We start from the raw sequence: 23217 nt of genomic DNA on the forward strand, positions 1-23217 counted from the left end.
GGCACACCGAGTTGAAGCCATCGCCGGCAAGCCAGCTCCCACACCTGAACGCGTTGCACCCCAAACCACGAGGCATATTCATATACCGTTTCGATCTAGCTGGCTCCCTGAATAGAAGAAGGTGCTGTGCTAGCATGCCCCGCTCGAACACGGCCCGCTGGCCGTCCATAAGATCGTTTTTCCGTGAGTAACCATGGTCGACAAACTGACGCATCTGAAACAGCTGGAGGCGGAAAGCATCCACATCATCCGCGAGGTCGCCGCCGAGTTCGACAACCCGGTGATGCTCTACTCGATCGGTAAAGACTCCGCCGTGATGCTGCACCTGGCACGCAAGGCCTTCTTCCCGGGCAAGCTGCCGTTCCCGGTGATGCACGTCGACACCCGCTGGAAATTCCAGGAGATGTACAAGTTCCGCGACAAAATGGTCGAGGAGCTGGGCCTGGACCTGATCACCCACGTCAACCCGGATGGTGTGGCGCAGGGCATCAACCCGTTCACCCACGGCAGCGCCAAGCACACCGATATCATGAAGACCGAAGGCCTCAAGCAGGCCCTGGACAAACATGGTTTCGATGCCGCCTTCGGCGGTGCCCGTCGCGATGAAGAGAAATCCCGCGCCAAAGAGCGCGTGTACTCATTCCGCGACAGCAAGCACCGCTGGGACCCGAAGAACCAGCGCCCGGAGCTGTGGAACGTCTACAACGGCAACGTCAACAAGGGCGAGTCGATCCGTGTGTTCCCGCTGTCCAACTGGACCGAGCTGGATATCTGGCAGTACATCTACCTGGAAGGCATCCCGATCGTGCCGCTGTACTTCGCCGCCGAGCGCGAAGTAATCGAGAAGAATGGCACGTTGATCATGATCGACGACGACCGCATCCTCGAGCACTTGTCCGACGAAGACAAAGCCCGAATCGTCAAAAAGAAAGTACGTTTCCGTACCCTTGGCTGCTACCCGTTGACGGGCGCGGTGGAGTCCGAAGCCGAGACGCTGACCGACATCATTCAGGAAATGCTCCTGACGCGAACTTCCGAGCGCCAGGGCCGTGTCATCGACCACGATGGCGCAGGCTCGATGGAAGATAAAAAACGTCAAGGGTACTTTTAAGCTTCGAGTTACAAGCGGCAAGCTGCAAGTTAAAGGCGGTATGCGTAATTTTGCAGCTTGGTGCTTGCAGCCGGTTGTTGCGAGCCGCTACTGAGTGACTCGTGATGGACTTCGAGAAACTGGTTGTCTGGCAAAGAAGCAAGTGTCTAGCGGTGCAGATCTATAGCGAGTTTGCGGAGTGCGGGGATTTTGGCTTCAAAGATCAAATCACCCGGTCTGCACTTTCGGTGCCTTCCAATATTGCTGAAGGCATGGAACGTCGTAGCGCCAAAGAGAAAGCTTATTTTCTTTGGATTGCAAAGGCTTCTTGTGGGGAGCTACGAACTCAGATCTTCATCGGTTGTGACATTGCCTACATCGCCCGCCCGCTGGCTGAAAACTGGATTACAGAAACTCGCGAGCTTTCAAAAATGCTCTGCGGCCTGATCAACAAAATTTCTGACTAGCTGTACGCCGACAAGCTTGCCGCTTGAAGCTTACAGCTTGGAGCTTGAATGCAATGAGCCATCAATCTGATTTGATCAGCGAGGACATCCTCGCCTACCTGGGCCAGCACGAGCGCAAGGAAATGTTGCGCTTCCTGACCTGTGGCAACGTCGACGACGGCAAGAGCACCCTGATCGGGCGCCTGCTGCACGACTCCAAGATGATCTACGAAGATCACCTGGAAGCCATCACCCGCGATTCGAAGAAGTCCGGCACCACGGGCGATGACATCGACCTGGCGTTGCTGGTCGACGGCCTGCAGGCCGAGCGTGAGCAGGGCATCACCATCGATGTTGCCTACCGCTATTTCTCCACCGCCAAGCGCAAATTCATCATCGCCGACACCCCCGGCCATGAGCAGTACACCCGCAACATGGCCACCGGTGCGTCCACCTGTGACCTGGCGATCATCCTGATCGACGCCCGCTACGGCGTGCAGACCCAGACCCGTCGCCACAGCTTCATCGCCTCGTTGCTGGGGATCAAACACATCGTGGTGGCCGTCAACAAGATGGACATCAATGGCTTCGACCAAAGCGTATTCGAGCAGATCAAGGCCGATTACCTGAAGTTCGCCGACGGTATCGCCTTCAAGCCGAGCACCTTGGCCTTCGTGCCGATGTCGGCGCTCAAGGGCGACAACGTGGTGAACAAGAGCGAGCGTTCGCCGTGGTACACCGGCCAATCGCTGATGGAGATTCTCGAAACCGTCGAGATCGCCAATGACCGCAACTACACCGACCTGCGGTTCCCGGTGCAGTACGTCAACCGTCCGAACCTGAACTTCCGTGGTTTCGCCGGCACCCTGGCCAGCGGCGTCGTGCACAAGGGCGACGAAGTCGTGGTGCTGCCGTCGGGCAAGAGCAGCCGGGTCAAATCCATCGTGACCTTCGAAGGTGAGCTGGAGCATGCGGGGCCCGGCCAGGCCGTGACCCTGACCATGGAAGACGAGATCGACATCTCCCGTGGCGACTTGCTGGTGCATGCCGACAACGTGCCGCAAGTGACTGACGCCTTCGACGCCATGCTGGTGTGGATGGCCGAAGAGCCGATGCTGCCGGGCAAGAAATACGACATCAAGCGCGCCACCAGCTACGTGCCGGGTTCCATCACCAGCATCGTGCACCGCGTGGACGTGAACACCCTGGCCGAAGGCCCGGCAAGTTCGCTGCAGTTGAACGAGATCGGCCGGGTCAAGGTCAGCCTCGACGCCGCCATTGCGTTGGACGGCTACGACAGCAATCGCACCACCGGTGCGTTTATCGTCATCGACCGATTGACCAACGGCACTGTGGCCGCGGGCATGATCATCGCGCCGCCGGTCAACCATGGCGGCGCTGCGCAGCACGGCAGTCTCGCGCATGTGGCCACCGAGGAGCGCGCGCTGCGTTTCGGCCAGCAACCGGCCACCGTATTGTTCAGCGGCCTGTCGGGCGCCGGCAAAAGCACCCTGGCCTATGCGGTTGAGCGCAAGCTCTTCGACATGGGGCGTGCGGTGTTCGTACTCGATGGCCAGAACCTGCGTCACGACCTGAACAAAGGTCTGCCGCAGGACCGTGCCGGGCGTACTGAAAACTGGCGGCGTGCCGCGCATGTGGCGCGTCAGTTCAACGAGGCTGGCCTGCTGACCCTGGCCGCTTTCGTTGCACCGGATGCCGAGGGTCGCGAACAGGCCAAGGCGCTGATCGGCGCCGACCGCCTGCTCACGGTCTATGTGCAAGCCTCGCCGCTGGTGTGCGCCGAGCGTGATCCGCAAGGCCTGTACGCCGCGGGTGGGGATAACATCCCTGGCGAGTCTTTCCCGTACGACGTGCCGTTGAATGCCGACCTGGTGATCGACACCCAGGCCCTGTCGCTGGAAGACAGCGTCAAGCAAGTGCTGGAGCTGTTGCGTCAGCGCGGCGCGATCTAAACCTCGCCGCCACAAAAAAGCCCGCCACCGATGACTCGGTGACGGGCTTTTTTACATTCTCAAGATCAGGCTCAATCAATGTGGGAGCTGGCTTGCCTGCGATTGCTGACTGTCAGTTGATATATCAGTAATTGACCCACCGCTATCGCAGGCAAGCCAGCTCCCACAGGTTGATCATCTTTTGCCTGGGAATTCTGTGTGCAGTTTCTCCAACAACTGGTCCTTCTCTTCCCACAACCGGTTGATCCAGCCCTGGAACGCCAACCGATACTCGCCATCCTGCTCGTAATTCTTGCCAATGAACTCGGCCGGAATCTGCACTTCCTCAAATTGCACGACCACCTCTTTCACGTTCCCGCAGAGCAAATCCCAATACCCAGGGCGCCCGGCAGGGTAGTGAATGGTCACGTTGACCAGTGACTTCAGCTGCTCACCCATCGCATCCAGCACAAACGCGATACCACCAGCCTTGGGCTTGAGCAGGTAGCGGAACGGCGATTTCTGCTGCGCCTGCTTGCCTGGGGTAAAGCGCGTGCCTTCAGCGAAGTTGAAAATGCCCACCGGGTTGTCGCGAAACTTCGCACAGGTCTTGCGGGTGGTTTCCAGGTCCTTGCCTTTCTTCTCCGGGTGCTTTTCCAGGTACGCCTTGGTGTAGCGCTTCATGAACGGGAAGCCCAGCGCCCACCAGGCGAGGCCGATCACCGGCACCCAGATCAGCTCCTGCTTGAGGAAGAACTTCAGCGGGCGAATCCGTCGATTGAGCACGTATTGCAGCACCATGATGTCGACCCAGCTCTGGTGGTTGCTCGTCACCAGGTACGAGTGCTGATAGTCCAGGCCCTCAAGGCCTTTGATGTGCCAGCGGGTGCGTCGCACCAGGGTCATCCAGGCGTTGTTGTTGCTGATCCAGGCCTCGTGGGTCTGGTTCATCAGCCATTCGCTGAAGCGCTTGGCAAACGGCAGCGCCTTGAACAGCGCCACGATAAACAGGAACGAACACAGCAGGATCGTGTTCAGCGCCAACAGCAGGGACGCGATCACCCCGCGTACGGCGGCAGGTAGAAAATCCAGCATTTAGATATCCATAGGTCGGTTGGCGGCTTGGATCGCAGTCAGCGCGATGGTGTACACGATGTCGTCGACCTGGGCGCCGCGAGGCAGGTCGTTGACCGGTTTGCGCAGGCCCTGGAGCATCGGCCCCAGGCTGACGCAATCGGCGCTGCGTTGCACGGCCTTGTGGGTGGTGTTGCCGGTGTTGAGGTCCGGGAACACGAACACGGTGGCCTTGCCGGCGACCAGGCTGTCGGGCGCCAGTTGGCGGGCGACGTTTTCGTTGGCGGCGGCGTCGTACTGCAACGGACCGTCGATCAGCAGTGAGCTTTGCTGTTCATGGGCGAGAAGGGTGGCTTCGCGGACCTTCTCCACTTCCTCACCGCTCGCCGAGTCGCCGCTGGAGTAGCTGATCATCGCCACGCGCGGAGTAATGCCAAAGGCGGCGGCAGAATCGGCGCTTTGCAGGGCGATTTCCGCCAGCTCGGCGGCGCTGGGGTGCGGGTTCATCACGCAGTCGCCGTACACCAGCACCTGCTCGGGGAACAGCATGAAGAATACCGAAGACACCAGCGTGCAACCCGGTGCGGTCTTGATCAACTGCAGGGCGGGGCGGATGGTGTTGGCCGTGGAGTGGATAACCCCGGAAACCAGGCCGTCGACCTCATCCAATGCAAGCATCATGGTGGCGATCACCACGGTGTCTTCCAACTGCTGCTCGGCCATCGGCGCGTTGAGGCTCTTGCTCTTGCGCAGGGCAACCATCGGCTCGACGTAGCGTTGACGAATCAGGTCCGGGTCGAGAATTTCCAGGCCTTCGGGCAATTCGATACCCTGGGCGCGGGCGACGGCTTCCACATCCGCCGGCTTGGCCAGCAGCACGCAGCGTGCGATGCCACGCGCCTGGCAGATGGCCGCAGCCTGCACGGTCAGTGGTTCGCTGCCTTCGGGCAAGACGATGCGCTTGTTCGCGGCCTGGGCACGCTGGATCAACTGGTAGCGGAACACCGCCGGCGACAGGCGCATTTCCCGTGGCGTGCCGCAGCGCTGGTGCAGCCAGCGCGCATCGAGGTGGCTGGCAACGAAATCGGTGATGATCTCCGCGCGCTCGCGGTCATCGATGGGGATTTCCTTGTTCAGGCTGTTGAGCTGGTTGGCCGTGTCGTAGGAACCGGTGCTCACCGACAGCACCGGCAGCCCAGCCTGGAACGCGCCGCGGCATAGCTCCATGATGCGCGGGTCGGGCAGGGTGTCGCTGGTCAGCAGCAGGCCGGCCAGCGGCACGCCGTTGATCGCGGCCAGGCTCACGGCGAGGATGATGTCGTCGCGGTCGCCCGGCGTTACCACCAGCACGCCCGGCTTGAGCAGCTCCACGGTGTTGCGCATGGTGCGCGCGCAGATGATGATCTTGGTCATGCGCCGGGTTTCGTAATCACCGGCATTGAGGATCTGCGCGCCCATCAGGTCGGCGACGTCGCGGGTACGCGGCGCGTTGAGTTCGGGTTGGTAGGGGATGCAGCCGAGCAGGCGGAAATCGCCGCTGCGCAACAACGGCGAATGCTCTTTCAGGCGTGCTGAAAAGGCCTCCATGCTTTCATCGGTGCGCACTTTGTTGAGGATCACGCCCAGCACTTTCGGGTCTTTCGGGCCGCCGAACAGCTGGGCCTGCAGTTCCACGCGGCCGGAGAGTTCGGTGAGCACTTCGTTTTCCGGGGCCGAGACCAGGATCACTTCCGCGTCCAGGCTCTTGGCCAGGTGCAGGTTGACCCGCGCGGCATAGCTGGCGCTGCGGGTCGGCACCATGCCTTCGACGATCAGCACGTCCTTACCCACGGCGGCCTGTTGATACAGGGTGATGATCTCTTCGAGCAGTTCGTCGAGTTGGCCGTCGCCGAGCATGCGCTCGACGTGGGCCAGGCCCAGCGGTTGCGGCGGCTTCAAGCCGTGGGTGCGGGCGATCAGTTCGGTGGAGCGTTCGGGCCCGGTGTCGCCGGGGTGCGGCTGGGCAATCGGCTTGAAGAAACCGACTTTCAGCCCGGCCCGCTCGAGGGTACGCACCAGCCCAAGGCTGATGGAGGTCAGACCCACACCAAAATCGGTGGGCGCGATAAAAAAAGTCTGCATGCGAATTCTCTGGAGGTGCATGGCTTCGGTGGCGCTCTATGCGTGAGTGCCTACCGGGAATCAGGCGCCAAGGTTATCGTTATTCGCGCACTTGCGCACACCAGCCGCAGGCAAAGGGCTGGCCTATTTTTTCCAGGCGTTGCGCGGGGTCCAGCACCCAGGCGCGGGACTGCCAGGGCGGCTGGTGGCGCAGGTGCTGGGTATGGCCACAAGACAGCTCGGCAACCCAGTGCTGGTCATCATCCTGGTGGAATCCGGTGATCGTCGCGACCGTTGATCGGTCCCGTCCGTCCGGGTTCTGTTCGCTTTCGGGCAAATCCTTGTTTAGACTTGTCCGTTCTTCATTCTTATGCAAAAGGTCTCGCCCCATGACGATCGCCGCTAACAAGGCTGTCTCCATCGACTATACCCTGACCAACGACGCTGGTGAGGTCATCGACAGCTCCGCCGGCGGCGCGCCGCTGGTCTACCTGCAAGGCGCAGGTAACATCATCCCGGGCCTGGAAAAGGCGCTGGAAGGCAAGAGCGTCGGTGATGAACTGACCGTTGCCGTAGAACCTGAAGATGCCTACGGCGAATACTCCGCCGAACTGGTCAGCACCCTGAGCCGCAGCATGTTCGAAGGTGTGGATGAGTTGGAAGTGGGCATGCAGTTCCACGCTTCCGCGCCGGACGGCCAGATGCAGATCGTCACCATCCGTGACCTGGACGGCGACGACGTAACCGTCGACGGCAACCACCCTCTGGCTGGCCAGCGCCTGAACTTCCAAGTGAAGATCGTTGCCATCCGCGACGCTTCCCAGGAAGAAGTGGCTCACGGCCACGTCCACGGTGAAGGCGGTCACCACCATTGATTGATGGTTGATCAATAGGTAGCAAAACGCCCCGACTGGTTCGGGGCGTTTTTTTTTGTGCCTGAAAATCCAGCCGAGCACAGCTGTTTGCTCCAGCGGGCTCTTATGCACCGGGCTTTTGTGGTGAGCGGGCTTGCCCCGCGTTGGGCTGCGCAGCGGCCCCATTAAGATCACCGCATTCCTTCAGTGGGGCCGCGTCCTCTGGTTTTGGGGCCGCTACGCAGCCCAGCGCGGGGCAAGCCCGCTCACCACAAAAAGCCCGCACAAACAAAAGCCCGCACAAACAAAAATGCCCCGGACCTTTCGGTTCGGGGCATTTCTTAACTGTTTCGCAACCGGGGTTGCGTTGCAGTTGTTACCACTTAGGCTGCAGCAGCGACGCTCAGAGCCTTGATGTGGCCATTCAGGCGGCTCTTATGGCGAGCGGCCTTGTTCTTGTGGATGATGCCTTTATCGGCCATACGGTCGATAACTGGCACGGCCAGAACGTAAGCAGCTTGGGCTTTTTCAGCGTCTTTGGTGTCGATGGCCTTAACTACATTCTTGATGTAGGTACGAACCATGGAACGCAGGCTGGCGTTGTGGCTGCGACGCTTCTCAGCCTGTTTTGCACGTTTTTTGGCGGAAGGTGTGTTGGCCACCGTCGAGCTCCTCGAAAGACTTTTTAGGAAATAGCAAACAAAATAGGCCGCGAATCATGCCGATGACTTGATGGGTTGTCAAGGGCGGCTGATGCGAACTGCTGAGTGGTCGATCTGAAGAGGCGGGTGATTTATTTCCGGCGCTTGACCTGTAAACTCGCGAGCTTTGGCTCTGTGCTGTTGCAGGCGCGCAGTATCGCATAAGTAGGCGCACAGTTCGCCTGCTCTTTATCTATAGGCGCAAACTCTTTCAATGAATCTGCTCAAATCGTTGGCTGCCGTCAGCTCTATCACGATGATCTCCCGGGTATTGGGGTTTGTGCGTGACACCCTGCTGGCGCGCATTTTTGGCGCCAGCATGGCCACGGATGCCTTCTTTATTGCCTTCAAGTTGCCGAACCTGCTGCGGCGTATCTTCGCCGAAGGAGCGTTTTCCCAGGCATTCGTGCCGATCCTGGCCGAATACAAGACCCAGCAGGGCGAAGAGGCGACCCGTACCTTTATTGCCTACGTCTCGGGCCTGCTGACCCTGGTGCTGATGCTGGTGACGATCGCCGGCATGCTCGCCGCGCCCTGGGTGATCTGGGCTACCGCGCCGGGCTTCGCCAACACCCCGGAAAAATTCGCGCTGACCACTGATCTGCTGCGCGTGACCTTTCCTTATATATTGCTGATCTCGTTGTCGTCCCTGGCCGGGGCGATCCTCAATACCTGGAACCGCTTCTCGGTGCCGGCCTTTGTACCGACGTTGCTCAACGTCAGCATGATCATCTTCGCGCTGTTCCTCACGCCGTACTTCGATCCGCCGGTGATGGCCCTCGGGTGGGCCGTACTGGCGGGTGGCCTGGCGCAATTGCTCTACCAGCTGCCACACCTGAAAAAAATCGGCATGCTCGTCTTGCCGCGCCTGAACCTCAAGGACACCGGTGTATGGCGGGTGATGCGCAACATGCTGCCGGCGATCCTCGGCGTGTCGGTCAGCCAGATCTCCTTGATCATCAACACCGCATTCGCCTCGCTGCTGGTCTCGGGCTCGGTATCCTGGATGTACTACGCCGACCGCCTGATGGAGCTGCCGTCCGGCGTACTTGGCGTGGCCCTTGGCACGATCCTGTTGCCCACGCTGGCGCGCACCTATGCGAGCAAGGACCGTCAGGAATACTCGCGGATCCTCGATTGGGGCCTGCGCCTGTGCTTTGTGCTGGTGCTGCCGTGCTCCCTGGCGCTGGGGATCCTGGCCGAGCCGCTCACTGTGTCGTTGTTCCAGTACGGTCAGTTCGATGCCCATGATGCCTTGATGACCCAGCGTGCGCTGATTGCCTACTCCGTCGGGCTGCTCGGGATCATTGTGATCAAGGTGCTGGCGCCGGGCTTCTATGCCCAGCAAAACATCCGCACGCCGGTGAAGATCGCGATTTTCACGCTGGTCGTCACGCAACTGCTCAACCTGGTGTTTATCGGCCCGCTGGCCCACGCCGGCCTCGCCCTGGCGATCAGCGCCGGCGCCTGCATCAATGCGGGCCTGCTGTTTTACCAGCTGCGCAAACAGCAGATGTTCCAACCACAGCCAGGCTGGGGCATGTTTGCCCTCAAGTTGCTGGTGGCAGTGGCGGCAATGTCGGCGGTGTTGCTCGGGCTGATGCACTTTATGCCGGCCTGGGACGAAGGCCATATGCTGGAGCGCTTCATGCGCCTGGGCGTTCTGGTGGTGGCGGGCGTGGTGGTGTACTTCGGGATGTTGCTGCTGCAGGGCTTCCGCCTGCGGGATTTCAATCGCAAGTCCCTCGGATAGAGCGTTTGCCGGGATAAAACGGTTGTTTTATCGATTCGATCCATTTGGCCTGTGCTGTTGCCTGTCGTCCGGGGCCGGGTGTGGTTATAATCGACCACTTTATGAGCAAGAAGCGCGTTATGCAGCTGGTTCGAGGTCTCCACAACCTGCGCCCCCAGCATCGGGGCTGCGTCGCCACTATTGGCAACTTTGACGGTGTTCACCGTGGCCACCAGGCTATCCTGGCCAGGTTGCGCGAGCGTGCGGTCGAGTTGGGCGTGCCCAGCTGCGTGGTGATTTTTGAGCCACAGCCGCGGGAATATTTTACCCCCGAAACGGCGCCGGCCCGTCTGGCCCGCCTGCGGGACAAACTGCAATTGCTGGCCGAAGAAGGCGTGGACCGCGTCCTGTGCCTGGCGTTCAACCAGCGTTTGCAGAGCCTCAGCGCTGCCGAGTTCGTCGACCGGATCCTTGTCGATGGCCTGGGCGTGCAGCACCTGGAGGTCGGTGACGACTTCCGTTTCGGCTGCGACCGCGTCGGCGATTTCGATTTCCTGCAACACGCCGGTATCACCCAGGGTTTCACCGTCGAAGCCGCGCAAACCGTCGAGTTGGACGGCCTGCGCGTGAGCAGCACCCAGGTGCGTAATGCCCTGGCCGCTGCCGACTTCGCCCTGGCCGAGCGTTTGCTCGGTCGCCCGTTCCGCATTGCCGGACGGGTACTGCACGGCCAGAAGCTGGCGCGCCAATTGGGCACGCCAACCGCCAACGTGCAACTCAAGCGCCGTCGTGTGCCGCTGACCGGGGTTTACCTGGTCAGCGTCGACATCAATGGCCAATCGTGGCCAGGAGTCGCCAACATAGGCGTCAGGCCCACGGTTGCAGGTGATGGCAAGGCCCACCTGGAAGTTCACCTTTTGGATTTTGCCGGTGATTTGTATGACCGGCGTTTGACGGTGGTTTTCCACCAGAAGCTGCGTGAAGAGCAGCGTTTCGCCTCGCTTGAGGCGTTGAAAACGGCGATCAATGCGGATGTCGCCGCCGCCCGTGCACTAGCCGCACCTAGCGCCCATCGCTAACCGAAGAGCCTTAAATGACCGACTATAAAGCCACGCTAAACCTTCCGGACACCGCCTTCCCAATGAAGGCCGGCCTGCCACAGCGCGAACCGCAGATCCTGCAGCGCTGGGACAGTATTGGCCTGTACGGAAAGTTGCGCGAAATTGGCAAGGATCGTCCGAAGTTCGTCCTGCACGACGGCCCTCCTTATGCCAACGGCACGATTCACATCGGTCATGCGCTGAACAAGATTCTCAAGGACATGATCCTGCGCTCGAAAACCCTTTCCGGTTTCGACGCGCCGTATGTCCCTGGCTGGGACTGCCACGGCCTGCCGATCGAACACAAAGTCGAAGTGACCTACGGCAAGAACCTGGGCGCGGATAAAACCCGCGAACTGTGCCGTGCCTACGCCACCGAGCAGATCGAAGGGCAGAAGTCCGAATTCATCCGCCTGGGCGTGCTCGGCGAGTGGGACAACCCGTACAAGACCATGAACTTCAAGAACGAGGCCGGTGAAATCCGTGCCTTGGCCGAAATCGTCAAGGGCGGTTTCGTGTTCAAGGGCCTCAAGCCGGTGAACTGGTGTTTCGACTGCGGCTCGGCCCTGGCTGAAGCGGAAGTCGAGTACGAAGACAAGAAGTCCTCGACCATCGACGTGGCCTTCCCGATTGCCGACGACGCCAAGCTGGCCGAGGCCTTTGGCCTGGCAAGCCTGAGCAAGCCCGCAGCCATCGTGATCTGGACCACCACGCCGTGGACTATCCCGGCCAACCAGGCGCTGAACGTGCACCCGGAATTCACCTACGCCCTGGTGGACGTCGGTGATCGCCTGCTGGTGCTGGCCGAGGAAATGGTCGAGGCCTGCCTGGCGCGTTATGAGCTGCAAGGTGCGGTGATCGCCACCACCACTGGCTCCGCGCTGGAGCTGATCAATTTCCGTCACCCGTTCTATGACCGCCTGTCGCCGGTGTACCTGGCTGACTACGTCGAACTGGGTTCGGGTACTGGCATTGTTCACTGCTCGCCAGCGTATGGCGTGGACGACTTTGTCATCTGCAAGAAATACGGCCTGGTCAACGACGACATCATCAACCCGGTGCAAAGCAACGGCGTCTACGTGCCTTCGCTCGAGTTCTTCGGCGGCCAGTTCATCTTCAAGGCCGACCAGCCGATCATCGACAAGCTGCGCGAAGTCGGTGCGCTGATGCAGACCGACACCATCAAGCACAGCTACATGCACTGCTGGCGCCACAAGACTCCGCTGATCTACCGCGCCACCGCGCAGTGGTTTATCGGCATGGACAAAGAGCCGACCAGCGGCGACACCCTGCGTGTGCGTTCGCTCAAAGCCATCGAAGACACCAAGTTCGTCCCGGCCTGGGGCCAGGCGCGCCTGCACTCGATGATCGCCAACCGCCCGGACTGGTGCATCTCCCGCCAGCGTAACTGGGGCGTGCCAATCCCGTTTTTCCTCAACAAGGAAAGCGGCGAGCTGCATCCGCGTACCGTCGAACTGATGGAAGAAGTGGCCCAGCGCGTTGAACAGGAAGGCATTGAAGCCTGGTTCAAGCTGGACGCTGCCGAACTGCTGGGCGACGAAGCGCCGCTGTACGACAAGATCAGCGACACCCTCGACGTCTGGTTCGATTCGGGTACCACCCACTGGCACGTGCTGCGCGGCTCGCACCCGATGGGCCACGCGAGCGGCCCGCGCGCCGACCTGTACCTGGAAGGCTCGGACCAACACCGTGGCTGGTTCCACTCCTCGTTGCTGACGGGTTGTGCCATCGACAACCACGCACCGTATCGCGAATTGCTGACCCACGGCTTCACCGTCGACGAGACGGGTCGCAAGATGTCCAAGTCGCTGAAGAACGTGATCGAGCCGAAAAAGATCAACGACACCCTGGGCGCCGACATCATGCGCCTGTGGGTCGCGTCGACCGACTACTCGGGCGAAATCGCCGTGTCGGACCAGATCCTGCAGCGTAGCGCCGATGCCTACCGCCGGATCCGTAATACCGCACGCTTCCTGCTGTCGAACCTGACTGGTTTCAACCCGGCCACCGACATCCTGCCGGCCGAGGACATGCTCGCCCTGGACCGTTGGGCCGTGGACCGTACCCTGTTGCTGCAACGCGAGTTGCAGGAGCACTACGGCGAATACCGCTTCTGGAACGTCTACTCGAAGATCCACAACTTCTGCGTGCAGGAGCTGGGTGGTTTCTACCTCGACATCATCAAGGACCGCCAGTACACCACCGGCGCCAACAGCAAGGCACGCCGCTCGGCGCAGACCGCGCTGTATCACATCTCCGAAGCGCTGGTGCGCTGGATCGCACCGATCCTGGCCTTCACCGCCGACGAACTGTGGGAATACCTGCCGGGCGAGCGTAACGAATCGGTGATGCTCAACACCTGGTACGAAGGCCTGACCGAACTGCCGGCCGACTTCGAACTGGGCCGTGAGTACTGGGAAGGCGTGATGGCCGTGAAGGTTGCGGTGAACAAGGAGCTGGAAGTGCAGCGTGCGGCCAAGGCCGTCGGTGGCAACCTGCAAGCCGAAGTCACCCTGTTTGCCGAGGAAGGCCTGACCGCTGACCTGGCCAAGCTGAGCAACGAGTTGCGCTTCGTGCTGATCACCTCGACCGCGAGCCTGGCACCTTTTGCCCAGGCACCGGCCGATGCCGTGGCCACTGAAGTGCCGGGCCTCAAGCTCAAAGTCGTCAAGTCGGCCTTCCCCAAGTGCGCCCGTTGCTGGCACTGCCGTGAAGATGTCGGCGTGAACCCTGAGCATCCGGAAATCTGCGGCCGTTGCGTGGATAACATCAGCGGTACTGGCGAGGTTCGCCACTATGCCTAACGCCAGTCGTTTCGGACGTCTGGGCTGGCTCGTACTGAGCGTGCTGGTCCTGGTCATCGACCAGGTCAGCAAGGCTCATTTCGAAGGTTCGCTGGAGATGTTCCAGCAGATCGTGGTGATCCCGGATTACTTCAGCTGGACCTTGGCCTACAACACCGGCGCCGCTTTCAGCTTCCTGGCTGACAGTGGCGGTTGGCAGCGCTGGCTGTTCGCCCTGATCGCCGTGGTGGTCAGTGCGGTGCTGGTGGTCTGGCTCAAACGCCTTGGCCGCGATGACACCTGGCTCGCCGTCGCCCTGGCGCTGGTGCTGGGTGGCGCGCTCGGCAACCTGTACGACCGCATTGCCCTGGGCCATGTGATCGACTTCATTCTGGTGCATTGGCAGAACCGCTGGTATTTCCCGGCATTCAACTTCGCCGACAGCGCCATCACCGTCGGTGCAATCATGCTGGCGTTGGATATGTTCAAGAGCAAGAAAACCGGAGAGACCGTCAATGACTGATCAGGTATTGGCTGAGCAACGCATCGGCCAGAACACGGAAGTCACTTTGCATTTCGCACTGCGCCTGGAGAATGGCGACACGGTCGACAGTACGTTCGACAAAGCCCCGGCGACCTTCAAGGTCGGCGACGGCAATCTGCTGCCGGGTTTTGAAGCCGCCCTGTTCGGTTTCAAGGCCGGCGACAAGCACACCCTGCAGATCCTGCCGGAAAACGCTTTTGGCCAGCCCAACCCGCAAAACGTGCAGATCATCCCGCGTTCGCAGTTCCAGGACATGGACCTGTCGGAAGGCCTGTTGGTGATCTTCAACGACGCGGCGAATACCGAGCTGCCAGGTGTGGTCAAAACCTTCGATGACGCGCAAGTGACCATCGACTTCAACCACCCGTTGGCCGGTAAAACCTTGACGTTCGACGTTGAAATCATCGACGTTAAAGCAATCTGACCGACAAAACCGGTTCCTGTAGGAGCTGGTTTGCCTGCGATTGCATCCCCTCGGTTTGCCTTCTACACCGAGTCGACTGCATCGCAGGCAAGCCAGCTCCTACAAAGACACGAGGCACAGCATGCAAATCAAACTCGCCAACCCGCGTGGCTTCTGCGCCGGCGTGGACCGGGCGATCGAAATCGTCAATCGCGCTCTGGAAGTCTTCGGGCCGCCGATTTACGTGCGTCATGAAGTCGTCCACAACAAATTCGTGGTCGAAGACCTGCGCGCGCGCGGTGCCATCTTCGTCGAAGAGCTGGACCAGGTGCCGGACGACGTTATCGTCATCTTCAGCGCCCACGGTGTTTCCCAGGCGGTGCGTACCGAAGCGGCAGGCCGTGGCCTGAAAGTATTCGATGCCACCTGCCCACTGGTCACCAAGGTGCATATCGAGGTCGCGCGCTACAGCCGTGACGGCCGTGAATGCATCCTCATCGGCCACGCCGGGCACCCTGAAGTCGAAGGCACCATGGGGCAGTACGACGCCAGCAACGGCGGCGCCATCTACCTGGTGGAAGACGAGAAAGACGTCGCCAACCTGCAGGTGCGCAACCCTGAGCGTTTGGCCTTCGTGACCCAGACCACCTTGTCCATGGACGATACCAGCCGCGTGATCGACGCGCTGCGCAGCCGCTTTCCGGCCATTGGCGGGCCACGCAAGGACGACATCTGCTACGCCACCCAGAACCGCCAGGACGCGGTCAAGCAACTGGCCAATGAGTGCGACGTCGTGCTGGTGGTCGGCAGCCCTAACAGCTCCAACTCCAACCGCCTGCGCGAGTTGGCTGAGCGCATGGCGACACCGGCGTACCTGATCGACGGTGCCGAGGACATGCAGCGCAGCTGGTTCGATGGCGTCGAGCGAATTGGTATTACTGCGGGCGCTTCCGCCCCGGAAGTGCTGGTGCGCGGAGTTATCCAGCAGTTGCATGCCTGGGGCGCTACCGGCGCGGATGAATTGGCCGGTCGTGAAGAAAACATCACTTTCTCCATGCCCAAGGAGCTGCGGGTTCGCTCGCTGCTCTGACTGCCAGGGTGCCGGAGTAGCTCCGGCACAACGCCTGCTCGGCCCTGTCGCTGCGCAGGCTGATGCGCCCGCTGGGGGCCAGCACTATCTGGTGCAGGCTCTGAGCCTCGTCCGTGGCGCACACGTGCACGGTACCGGCACGGAATCCCCCACCTGAAAATACCGGTTCACCCAACCCGCTGAAGCGAACCTGGCTCTTGACCGGCCCATTGCCCACGATCCCTACTTGCCCGCTGTCCTGGCGTTCCAGCAGCACCGGGTTGTCGTCGTCCAGATGGCCGCGTCCACTCACATCCACTATCACCCGCCAACCCTGGCTCCAGTCGTCTTCGCGTGCGTGAATCACCACCGCCTGGTTGCGTGCAATGGCTTGCGTGCGTGCAAAGCGCAGCGCGCTCGCCAGCGATTGTGCGGCACTTTGTCGTTGCTGGGACGCCAGCAGGTGCTTGAAATTGGGCGCCGCCAGGTGCGCCAGGATGCTGCTCACGATCAGCCCGAGCAGCAGTTCGATCAGGGTAAAACCTCGTTGTCGCATGTGCTGTCCCTCCGTGGACCCGATTCAGTGTTGGGGTGCTGCCGTAGGTATAGCGCCACGTCGGCGGTAACGGATGATGGCCTTCATGTCCAAAGTATTTCCCTTTGTTCCCGCAGCAGCGCGGGCTGAAAACCGACGCTAGTCTTGGGCCGCACAGCAGGATTTTCCTGCTTCCCTTGGCCTTCGACACGGATGACGACGGTAATGCTTGCCTGTCCGACTACCTGCTTTTTTAATGCCGCGCCCAGGCACCAGGGCGGCACTACATTGATCGAGGTGCTGATGGCGGTGCTGATTCTCGCCGTCGGCCTGCTGGGGGCGGCAGTGATCCAATTGAACGCGCTCAAGTACACCGACAGTTCACGGATGACCAGCCAGGCCAGTTTCATCGCCTACGACATGCTCGACCGAATTCGCGCCAATGCCGGTGCTGATTACGCTTGGCGCGCTGGGGCGAGTGTGCCGGCCAGTACCGCAAACGCCAGCGTGCGCGATCTGGATCTGCATGACTTCGAGGCGAATATTCGCGGTTTCGCCGGGGAGAGCGCGACGGGTTCGGTGGTGATCGGCGCCAATGAGGTGACTGTCAGCATCAGTTGGAACGATCAACGCGGCACGCATACCCCGGGTGCGCGCGAAACCTTCACCCTGACCAGTCGCATGGAGGCCGCACAGTGAGGAGGGACGCACGCGGTTTCAGCCTGGTGGAATTACTGTTGGCCCTGGCCGTCGGGCTGGTGCTGATCCTCGGCGTGAGCCAGGTGGCGATCAGCTCGCGAACGACCTCTGCCAGTCAGCAGGCGGCGATGTTGCTGCAGGATGATGCGCGGTTTGCCCTGGGCAAGTTGATCCAGGACATTCGCCAGGCCGGCATGTTTGGCTGCCTGGCGACAGCGGTTATCGAGAATGCCCCGCCGGCCTTTGACCGGCCTGTCGCCTGGAGTGCCGTGGGCGCCTCAAAGTCGCTGACGTTGATCACCGCTGATATCGCCGGTGGCAAACCCGACTGGACGGTGCTGTCCGACTGCACCGGCACTGCCCATGCCTACTCCGCCAGCGCACCTGCGCCAACGCCTGGGCAAATCTCTTTTGCGCTACGCCAGCTTACCTACACCTTTGAGGCGGGGCAGTTGAAGGTCAGCACGCCCGCTGCGCCGGCCAAGGCGGTGCTGGTGGATAACGTGCAGCGTTTCGAAATCAGTTTTGGCATGGCCGACAGGTTGGACTCATTGACGGTGGCGCGCTACGACGACAGCCCGGTCGACGCTGCCTTGATACGCAGCGTGCGCATCCTGATGACGCTGCAAGACCCGACCGGCCGGGTCAAGGATCAAACCTACAGCGTCGCGGCGGCGCTGCGAAACCGTGTGGGGTAGGGCGGCCATGCTGTTTTCTCGTCAAGGCGGCATGGTGCTGTTGATCAGCCTGGTGTTTCTGCTGCTGTTGTCGTTGGTCGGTTTGTCATCGATGCAAATGGCTGTGACTCAGCAAAAGATTGCCGCGAGCCTCTGGCATCGCAACCAGTCACTTCAGACGGCTGAAAGTGGCTTGAGGCTGGGTGAGTCAAGGGTGCGGCGGGAGTTTGCGGGGTTAGCGCCGTGCCAATCGTTCGTCACCTGTGCGCCACCCGGTGAGGCGTTCTCGGTGACAGGTGCTGGCGTGAATCCCGTGTCGGGCGTGAATTGGGCCGGCCTGAAAAGTGGTCTCTACGGTGTGCAATCCCTGGGGACTGGCGTGGGGGTGGCGCATTTGCCGGCGCAAACCCCGGCCACCTTGTACCGAGTGACCGCCGTCGGGTTCAGTGGCCAATCGCGTACGGTGCTGGAGAGTGTGTATGTGCGGGTAGAGGAGGGCGGGCGGTCGTGGTTTCGGCGAGTGGCCTGGCGACAACTTCAATAAGGAGTAGAGGGATGGACATGGATAGCCAGGGTTTTACCCTGATCGAGTTACTGATCGCCGTGGCGATCATCGCGCTTCTGGCCGGTATCGCTTACCCCGGGTACGCCGGTCATGTGAAAAAAGTCTATCGCGCCGAGATCGTCGCGCTCTTGACCGAGCAGGCTCAGTACCTGGAGCGCTTTTATGCGAGGAACGGTACTTTTATTGACGCAAGCGGCGTCAGTACGGGCAATGATCGCTATAGAATCACCGCAGCATTGAACCCTCAGGATTACCGCCTGTTGGCTACGCCTGCCGTCGACTCTGGAATGGCCCGCGATCCTTGCGGTGACTTCAGCCTGACCAGCAGCGGTGCGCGGGCCAACCCTGGCGCCGCACCCGCCATGTCGCGCAAGACATGCTGGGGGCAATGATGAGAGTGCTGGATGATTGGGCGCCGGGTGCGCTTGTTCCTATTTATCGGCTGGATCAAATGATGGCTAAGCAACAGCAAGTGGTGATTGTCGGTGGCGGTGTTATCGGCTTGTTGACGGCGTACAACCTGGCGACGCAAGGGCAGGCGGTGGTGCTGCTGGAGCGCGCGGGCGTGGGGCAGGAGTCTTCCTGGGCCGGCGGTGGCATTGTTTCGCCCTTGTACCCATGGCGCTACAGCCCGGCGGTCACTGCGCTGGCCCATTGGTCCCAGGATTTTTATCCACAGCTGGCCGAGCGGCTGTTTGCGGCCACGGGCGTTGACCCGGAGGTGCATACCACCGGGTTGTACTGGCTCGATCTGGATGACGAGGCCGAGGCCCTGGCCTGGGCGGCACGTGAAGGCCGGCCGTTGAGCAAAGTGGATGTGTCCGCTGCCCACGATGCCGTACCGGTACTGGGCGGCGGCTATGCCCGGGCGATTTACATGGCCAACGTGGCCAATGTGCGCAACCCGCGGTTGGTCAAATCGCTCAAGGCGGCACTGTTGGCGTTGCCGGGTGTGACGATTCACGAGCAATGCGAGGTGGCCGGTTTTATCCTCGAGGATGGCAATGTCGTGGGGGTGAACACGGCGGATGGCCCGATCCATGGCGATCAGGTCGTGCTGGCGGCGGGGGCGTGGAGTGGTCAGCTGCTCGGTACGCTGGGGTTGGCGCTGCCGGTGGAGCCGGTCAAGGGACAGATGATTCTGTACAAATGCGCCTCGGATTTCCTCTCGAGCATGGTCCTGGCCAAGGGGCGCTATGCGATTCCCCGGCGCGACGGGCACATCCTGATCGGCAGCACCCTGGAACATGAAGGCTTCGACAAGACGCCTACCGACACTGCGCTGGAAAGCTTGAAGGCGTCGGCGGTGGAGCTGATTCCAGCCTTGGTAGATGCCGAAGTGGTGGGGCACTGGGCCGGTTTACGCCCCGGCTCTCCGGAAGGTATTCCGTATATCGGCCAGGTACCGGGTTTCAATGGGCTATGGCTCAACTGCGGGCATTACCGCAATGGCCTGGTGCTGGCGCCGGCCTCCTGCCAGCTGTTTGCGGATTTGTTGCTGGAGCGAGCGCCGATCATTGATCCAGCGCCCTACGCGCCCTCTGGTCGCCTCAACGCTGGATAGACTTCGGCCCCTGTTCCAGATGCGCCTGGGTGCAATACCACTCCTGGCGTGAGCTGAGGGCGCGATCCTGCGGCAGATGCACGCCGCAATGTGCGCAGCGCACCATCAGGGCTGCGCCCGGTTCGCCGGGGCGTTGCTGTCTGGCGGTCGGGCTTTTGAATTTGCGCCAGAACCATACCGCGGCAGCAATGACGGCAATCCAGAACAGTAGACGAACCATGATGGGCAGTTTCTCGATAAGTAATGCGCCAGTTTAGCCATGGACGCGACAGGCGCACAGCGCAATAATGCTGGCGCAACGCAAAAGGGAGCCCCGTGGGGCTCCCTTTTGCGTTGCGTCGACTGAATCAGTCGAACACACCGAAGGTCATGTAGCTGAACCACGAGCGGTCCTGGTTGTTGCCCAGGGCCTGCGGCTCTTGCTCTTCGATCACGTCGCCGTTCTCGTCGTGTGGCTTGAGGTCCGAAGGGATCGCGTCCTTGGCGTCCTGGTACTGCTTGATCACGTCCTGGTTGGCGCGGGTTTCGCCCGGCGGCAGCGGCGGACGGGACTCGATCAGGCCCAGGGTGTACTTGCTCAGCCACGAACGGTTGTCGGCTTCGGCAACCTGAGGCACGAACTGGCCGTCCTTCAGGCTTGGGTGGTCAGGGTAGTTGAGCTTGAGGGTTTCCAGGCTGGTGCTGGCCAGTTCGTCCAGGTGCAGGCGCTGGTAAGCCTCGGTCATCACTGCCAGGCCATCACCGACCGAAGGCGTTTCCTGGAAGTTTTCCACGACATAACGACCACGGTTGGCTGCCGCTACATAAGCCTGACGGGTCAGGTAGTAGTGAGCTACGTGAATCTCGTAGGAAGCCAGCAGGTTGCGCAGGTAGATCATGCGCTGCTTGGCGTCCGGCGCGTAGCGGCTGTTGGGGAAGCGGCTGGTCAGCTGGGCGAACTCGTTGTAGGAGTCGCGGGCAGCGCCCGGGTCACGCTTGGTCATGTCCAGCGGCAGGAAGCGCGCCAGCAGGCCGACGTCCTGGTCGAACGAGGTCAGGCCCTTCATGTAGTAGGCGTAGTCGACGTTCGGGTGCTGCGGGTGCAGGCGGATGAAACGCTCGGCGGCGGACTTGGCAGCTTCCGGCTCGGCGTTCTTGTAGTTGGCGTAGATCAGCTCGAGCTGGGCCTGGTCGGCGTAGCGCCCGAACGGATAGCGCGACTCCAGTGCCTTCAGCTTCGCTGTGGCGCTGGTGTAGCTATTATTGTCCAAGTCTTTCTGAGCCAGTTGGTACAACTCGACTTCGCTCAGGTTTTCGTCGACGACTTCCTTTGTTGACGAGCAAGCAGCAGTCATGGCGAGGATGGCGATCAGCAGCAGGTGTTTCACTTGCATGGCGGCTTGCGTCCCTATGACGGCCGCTGTCTTGGGCGGGGCCGTCCTGTTATGATGAGCGCCCCGTTGAAAGCCTCGGGGCAAAAGACGCCGTATTTAACCACAAGCGCGCAGCCGAAACCAAAGGCTGTGCCACGCCTAGTCTGAGCATGTCCGATAAAATTGAACTTCGCGCAGAGGTGCCGTCCGAATTGGGCGGCCAACGCCTCGATCAAGTCGCCGCACAATTATTCGCTGAGCACTCGCGCTCGCGCCTTTCCGCCTGGATCAAAGACGGCCGCCTGACTGTGGATGGAGCGGTTATCCGCCCGCGAGACATAGTGCATGGTGGTGCGATTCTTGAGCTGACTGCCGAGCAGGAAGCCCAGGGAGAATGGGTCGCCCAGGACATCGAGCTGGATATCGTCTATGAAGACGACGACATCCTGGTCATCAACAAACCCGCAGGCCTGGTGGTTCACCCGGCGGCCGGGCACGCTGATGGCACCTTGCTCAATGCCCTGTTGCACCACGTGCCGGACATCATCAATGTCCCGCGTTGTGGCATCGTGCACCGCCTGGACAAGGACACCACCGGCCTGATGGTGGTGGCCAAGACCATCCAGGCACAGACACAGCTGGTGACGCAATTGCAGAGCCGCAGTGTCAGCCGAATCTACGAGTGCATCGTGATCGGCGTGGTGGTGGCGGGTGGCAAGATCAACGCCCCAATCGGTCGCCACGGCCAGCAGCGCCAGCGTATGGCGGTAATGGAAGGTGGCAAGCAGGCCGTCAGCCACTACCGTGTGCTGGAGCGTTTCCGGTCCCACACCCATGTGCGGGTCAAGCTGGAAACCGGGCGTACCCACCAGATTCGTGTGCACATGGCCCACATCAACTTCCCGTTGGTCGGCGACCCGGCCTACGGTGGCCGCTTCCGCATTCCTCCGGCGGCCAGTGCGACCATGGTTGATTCGCTGAAAAACTTCCCGCGCCAGGCACTGCATGCACGTTTCCTGGAGCTGGATCATCCGACGAGCGGTAAGCGGATGAGCTGGGAATCGCCTCTTCCAGACGATCTGGTCTGGTTGTTGTCGCTGCTCAAGCAGGATCGCGAGGCGTTTATCGGATGAGTGACTGGCTGATTCCTGACTGGCCCGCGCCGGCTCAGGTCAAGGCCTGCGTCACCACCCGTGCGGGCGGCGTCAGCCTGGCGCCGTTCGACAGTCTCAACCTGGGCGATCATGTCGAGGACAGCCTGGAGGCTGTACTCGAAAACCGCCGTCGTCTCACTGATGCCTTTGATATCCAGCCCGCCTGGCTGCGTCAGGTCCATGGGGTGAAGGTGGTCGAGGCGAATCCTGGAGTGACCGCCGAAGCCGATGGCAGTTGGAGCAGTACGCCCGGCATCGCCTGCACGTCCATGACCGCCGATTGCCTGCCCGCATTATTCTGCAACCGTGCCGGCACGCGTGTCGCAGCAGCCCATGCCGGCTGGCGTGGCCTGGCAGCGGGTGTGCTCGAAGCCGCCGTCGAAAGCCTGGATACCGATCCCGGTGAGGTGTTGGTGTGGTTGGGCCCGGCCATCGGTCCACAGGCCTTTGAAGTCGGTCCGGAAGTGCGTGAGGCCTTTATGCAGCAACTGCCGGTTGCCGCCGAAGCCTTTGTGCCGAGCCGAAATCCCGGCAAGTTCATGGCCGATATCTACCAGTTGGCCCGCCTGCGCCTGGCGGCACGTGGCATCACCGCGGTTTATGGGGGCGGCTTCTGCACCGTCACTGACCCGCGCTTCTTTTCTTACCGGCGCAGCCCCCGCACCGGTCGTTTTGCCTCCCTTATCTGGCTTGAACGCTAGACTCCGTTGATCTGGGTCAACGCTGATCCATATCAACCGTCGGTCGCTTGAATCTTCCAGAATCCACCCCATCTATAGGGGTATCTGGCAGGTTTCTTCAT

The 23217-nt window shown here is 61.2% G+C and carries 24 protein-coding genes; 17 read left to right on the forward strand and 7 right to left on the reverse strand.

All coding sequences use genetic code 11. The features are described 5' to 3' along the window. Positions 1-193: 193 nt before the first annotated feature. The 3 genes from cysD (at position 194) to cysN (ending at position 3509) form a co-directional block, all read left to right on the forward strand. Positions 194-1111, forward strand: coding sequence for a sulfate adenylyltransferase subunit CysD (gene cysD, locus AC07OJ_RS23170; RefSeq protein WP_005784641.1), 918 nt, complete (start codon positions 194-196; stop codon positions 1109-1111). Between the two features lie 104 nt (positions 1112-1215). Beyond that, on the forward strand, positions 1216-1557 hold the full coding sequence (locus AC07OJ_RS23175) for a four helix bundle protein (protein ID WP_065900530.1): 342 nt from the start codon (positions 1216-1218) through the stop codon (positions 1555-1557). 53 nt (positions 1558-1610) lie between these two features. After that, complete coding sequence (gene cysN / locus AC07OJ_RS23180) at positions 1611-3509, forward strand: sulfate adenylyltransferase subunit CysN (RefSeq protein WP_065900532.1); 1899 nt, start codon at positions 1611-1613, stop codon at positions 3507-3509. 174 nt (positions 3510-3683) lie between these two features. Here cysN and yihG read toward each other — a convergent pair whose 3' ends face one another. The 3 genes from yihG to AC07OJ_RS23195 form a co-directional block, all read right to left on the reverse strand. After that, positions 3684-4583 carry a 1-acylglycerol-3-phosphate O-acyltransferase, YihG family gene (yihG, locus tag AC07OJ_RS23185; RefSeq protein ID WP_201143511.1) on the reverse strand — a complete coding sequence of 300 codons (900 nt, stop codon included), beginning with the start codon at positions 4581-4583 and terminating at the stop codon, positions 3684-3686. Beyond that, entirely contained in the window at positions 4584-6683 is a 2100-nt protein-coding gene (gene pta, locus AC07OJ_RS23190) for a phosphate acetyltransferase (RefSeq protein WP_065900536.1), read from the reverse strand. Between the two features lie 79 nt (positions 6684-6762). Beyond that, on the reverse strand, positions 6763-7053 hold the full coding sequence (locus AC07OJ_RS23195; protein ID WP_106805194.1) for a DUF3565 domain-containing protein: 291 nt from the start codon (positions 7051-7053) through the stop codon (positions 6763-6765). Here AC07OJ_RS23195 and AC07OJ_RS23200 point away from each other — a divergent pair. Next, positions 7052-7537, forward strand: a complete 486-nt coding sequence (locus tag AC07OJ_RS23200; protein ID WP_027606858.1) for an FKBP-type peptidyl-prolyl cis-trans isomerase — start codon at positions 7052-7054, stop codon at positions 7535-7537. The genes AC07OJ_RS23195 and AC07OJ_RS23200 overlap by 2 nt on opposite strands. A 362-nt stretch (positions 7538-7899) precedes the next feature. On the opposite strand, the gene rpsT is transcribed toward AC07OJ_RS23200, so the two are convergent. Beyond that, entirely contained in the window at positions 7900-8178 is a 279-nt protein-coding gene (gene rpsT / locus AC07OJ_RS23205; RefSeq protein WP_016976313.1) for a 30S ribosomal protein S20, read from the reverse strand. A 253-nt stretch (positions 8179-8431) separates the two neighbouring features. On the opposite strand from rpsT, the gene murJ reads away from it, so the two are divergent. The 6 genes from murJ to ispH all read left to right on the forward strand — a co-directional run bounded on the left by murJ (position 8432) and on the right by ispH (position 15890). Continuing rightward, a complete protein-coding gene (gene murJ / locus AC07OJ_RS23210) occupies positions 8432-9970 on the forward strand; it encodes a murein biosynthesis integral membrane protein MurJ (protein WP_065900539.1) in 1539 nt (512 codons plus the stop codon). Positions 9971-10089: 119 nt separating this feature from the next. Then, positions 10090-11028: a bifunctional riboflavin kinase/FAD synthetase gene (gene ribF, locus AC07OJ_RS23215; protein ID WP_495095278.1), complete on the forward strand. Its 939-nt coding sequence runs from the start codon at positions 10090-10092 to the stop codon at positions 11026-11028. 14 nt (positions 11029-11042) lie between these two features. Continuing rightward, positions 11043-13874: an isoleucine--tRNA ligase gene (gene ileS, locus AC07OJ_RS23220; RefSeq protein WP_065900543.1), complete on the forward strand. Its 2832-nt coding sequence runs from the start codon at positions 11043-11045 to the stop codon at positions 13872-13874. Next, the gene (lspA, locus tag AC07OJ_RS23225; protein ID WP_495095279.1) at positions 13867-14376 is read left to right on the forward strand and encodes a signal peptidase II; all 510 of its coding nucleotides are present in this window, start codon (positions 13867-13869) and stop codon (positions 14374-14376) included. The genes ileS and lspA overlap by 8 nt, the downstream gene beginning before the upstream one ends. Before the next feature lie 7 nt (positions 14377-14383). Beyond that, positions 14384-14821 (forward strand): FKBP-type peptidyl-prolyl cis-trans isomerase, encoded by a 438-nt coding sequence (gene fkpB / locus AC07OJ_RS23230; RefSeq protein WP_495095333.1) that lies wholly within the window; start codon positions 14384-14386, stop codon positions 14819-14821. Positions 14822-14942: 121 nt separating this feature from the next. After that, positions 14943-15890: a 4-hydroxy-3-methylbut-2-enyl diphosphate reductase gene (ispH, locus tag AC07OJ_RS23235; protein WP_065900550.1), complete on the forward strand. Its 948-nt coding sequence runs from the start codon at positions 14943-14945 to the stop codon at positions 15888-15890. On the opposite strand, the gene AC07OJ_RS23240 is transcribed toward ispH, so the two are convergent. Next, positions 15844-16425 carry a GspH/FimT family pseudopilin gene (locus AC07OJ_RS23240; RefSeq protein WP_495095280.1) on the reverse strand — a complete coding sequence of 194 codons (582 nt, stop codon included), beginning with the start codon at positions 16423-16425 and terminating at the stop codon, positions 15844-15846. The two genes, ispH and AC07OJ_RS23240, sit on opposite strands and share 47 nt — an antisense overlap. 204 nt (positions 16426-16629) lie before the next feature. On the opposite strand from AC07OJ_RS23240, the gene pilV reads away from it, so the two are divergent. The 5 genes from pilV to thiO all read left to right on the forward strand — a co-directional run bounded on the left by pilV (position 16630) and on the right by thiO (position 19909). After that, positions 16630-17103, forward strand: a complete 474-nt coding sequence (pilV, locus tag AC07OJ_RS23245) for a type IV pilus modification protein PilV (protein ID WP_065900554.1) — start codon at positions 16630-16632, stop codon at positions 17101-17103. Next, on the forward strand, positions 17100-17801 hold the full coding sequence (locus AC07OJ_RS23250) for a PilW family protein (protein WP_495095281.1): 702 nt from the start codon (positions 17100-17102) through the stop codon (positions 17799-17801). Before pilV ends, AC07OJ_RS23250 begins: the two co-directional genes overlap by 4 nt. A gap of 7 nt (positions 17802-17808) precedes the next feature. After that, positions 17809-18324, forward strand: a complete 516-nt coding sequence (locus tag AC07OJ_RS23255; protein WP_495095282.1) for a pilus assembly PilX family protein — start codon at positions 17809-17811, stop codon at positions 18322-18324. Between the two features lie 11 nt (positions 18325-18335). Beyond that, positions 18336-18737 carry a type IV pilin protein gene (locus AC07OJ_RS23260; protein WP_495095283.1) on the forward strand — a complete coding sequence of 134 codons (402 nt, stop codon included), beginning with the start codon at positions 18336-18338 and terminating at the stop codon, positions 18735-18737. Positions 18738-18799: 62 nt separating this feature from the next. Beyond that, the gene (gene thiO / locus AC07OJ_RS23265; protein WP_495095284.1) at positions 18800-19909 is read left to right on the forward strand and encodes a glycine oxidase ThiO; all 1110 of its coding nucleotides are present in this window, start codon (positions 18800-18802) and stop codon (positions 19907-19909) included. Here thiO and AC07OJ_RS23270 read toward each other — a convergent pair. Continuing rightward, complete coding sequence (locus tag AC07OJ_RS23270) at positions 19896-20129, reverse strand: PP0621 family protein (protein ID WP_065900562.1); 234 nt, start codon at positions 20127-20129, stop codon at positions 19896-19898. The genes thiO and AC07OJ_RS23270 overlap by 14 nt on opposite strands. Before the next feature lie 127 nt (positions 20130-20256). Beyond that, the gene (locus AC07OJ_RS23275) at positions 20257-21282 is read right to left on the reverse strand and encodes an outer membrane protein assembly factor BamD (protein ID WP_065900564.1); all 1026 of its coding nucleotides are present in this window, start codon (positions 21280-21282) and stop codon (positions 20257-20259) included. 149 nt (positions 21283-21431) lie between these two features. Between AC07OJ_RS23275 and rluD the strand changes: the two genes are divergently transcribed. Together rluD and pgeF are read left to right on the forward strand one after the other, a co-directional pair. After that, positions 21432-22394: a 23S rRNA pseudouridine(1911/1915/1917) synthase RluD gene (gene rluD, locus AC07OJ_RS23280; RefSeq protein WP_010213248.1), complete on the forward strand. Its 963-nt coding sequence runs from the start codon at positions 21432-21434 to the stop codon at positions 22392-22394. Next, a complete protein-coding gene (pgeF, locus tag AC07OJ_RS23285; RefSeq protein ID WP_495095285.1) occupies positions 22391-23116 on the forward strand; it encodes a peptidoglycan editing factor PgeF in 726 nt (241 codons plus the stop codon). The genes rluD and pgeF overlap by 4 nt, the downstream gene beginning before the upstream one ends. The last annotated feature ends 101 nt before the right edge of the window (positions 23117-23217 follow it).

It is taken from the genome of Pseudomonas sp. GW821-FHT09C08 (genome assembly GCF_059418125.1).

What these genes read in the sequence shown, in the direction of transcription:
- cysD (WP_005784641.1), top strand. Translation starts at nt 194, where the DNA reads ATGGTCGACAAACTGACGCATCTGAAACAGCTGGAGGCGGAAAGCATC.
- AC07OJ_RS23175 (WP_065900530.1), top strand. Translation starts at nt 1,216, where the DNA reads ATGGACTTCGAGAAACTGGTTGTCTGGCAAAGAAGCAAGTGTCTAGCG.
- cysN (WP_065900532.1), top strand. Translation starts at nt 1,611, where the DNA reads ATGAGCCATCAATCTGATTTGATCAGCGAGGACATCCTCGCCTACCTG.
- yihG (WP_201143511.1), bottom strand. Translation starts at nt 4,583, where the DNA reads ATGCTGGATTTTCTACCTGCCGCCGTACGCGGGGTGATCGCGTCCCTG.
- pta (WP_065900536.1), bottom strand. Translation starts at nt 6,683, where the DNA reads ATGCAGACTTTTTTTATCGCGCCCACCGATTTTGGTGTGGGTCTGACC.
- AC07OJ_RS23200 (WP_027606858.1), top strand. Translation starts at nt 7,052, where the DNA reads ATGACGATCGCCGCTAACAAGGCTGTCTCCATCGACTATACCCTGACC.
- AC07OJ_RS23195 (WP_106805194.1), bottom strand. Translation starts at nt 7,053, where the DNA reads ATGGGGCGAGACCTTTTGCATAAGAATGAAGAACGGACAAGTCTAAAC.
- murJ (WP_065900539.1), top strand. Translation starts at nt 8,432, where the DNA reads ATGAATCTGCTCAAATCGTTGGCTGCCGTCAGCTCTATCACGATGATC.
- ribF (WP_495095278.1), top strand. Translation starts at nt 10,090, where the DNA reads ATGCAGCTGGTTCGAGGTCTCCACAACCTGCGCCCCCAGCATCGGGGC.
- ileS (WP_065900543.1), top strand. Translation starts at nt 11,043, where the DNA reads ATGACCGACTATAAAGCCACGCTAAACCTTCCGGACACCGCCTTCCCA.
- lspA (WP_495095279.1), top strand. Translation starts at nt 13,867, where the DNA reads ATGCCTAACGCCAGTCGTTTCGGACGTCTGGGCTGGCTCGTACTGAGC.
- ispH (WP_065900550.1), top strand. Translation starts at nt 14,943, where the DNA reads ATGCAAATCAAACTCGCCAACCCGCGTGGCTTCTGCGCCGGCGTGGAC.
- AC07OJ_RS23240 (WP_495095280.1), bottom strand. Translation starts at nt 16,425, where the DNA reads ATGCGACAACGAGGTTTTACCCTGATCGAACTGCTGCTCGGGCTGATC.
- pilV (WP_065900554.1), top strand. Translation starts at nt 16,630, where the DNA reads ATGCTTGCCTGTCCGACTACCTGCTTTTTTAATGCCGCGCCCAGGCAC.
- AC07OJ_RS23255 (WP_495095282.1), top strand. Translation starts at nt 17,809, where the DNA reads ATGCTGTTTTCTCGTCAAGGCGGCATGGTGCTGTTGATCAGCCTGGTG.
- AC07OJ_RS23260 (WP_495095283.1), top strand. Translation starts at nt 18,336, where the DNA reads ATGGACATGGATAGCCAGGGTTTTACCCTGATCGAGTTACTGATCGCC.
- thiO (WP_495095284.1), top strand. Translation starts at nt 18,800, where the DNA reads ATGGCTAAGCAACAGCAAGTGGTGATTGTCGGTGGCGGTGTTATCGGC.
- AC07OJ_RS23270 (WP_065900562.1), bottom strand. Translation starts at nt 20,129, where the DNA reads ATGGTTCGTCTACTGTTCTGGATTGCCGTCATTGCTGCCGCGGTATGG.
- AC07OJ_RS23275 (WP_065900564.1), bottom strand. Translation starts at nt 21,282, where the DNA reads ATGCAAGTGAAACACCTGCTGCTGATCGCCATCCTCGCCATGACTGCT.
- rluD (WP_010213248.1), top strand. Translation starts at nt 21,432, where the DNA reads ATGTCCGATAAAATTGAACTTCGCGCAGAGGTGCCGTCCGAATTGGGC.
- pgeF (WP_495095285.1), top strand. Translation starts at nt 22,391, where the DNA reads ATGAGTGACTGGCTGATTCCTGACTGGCCCGCGCCGGCTCAGGTCAAG.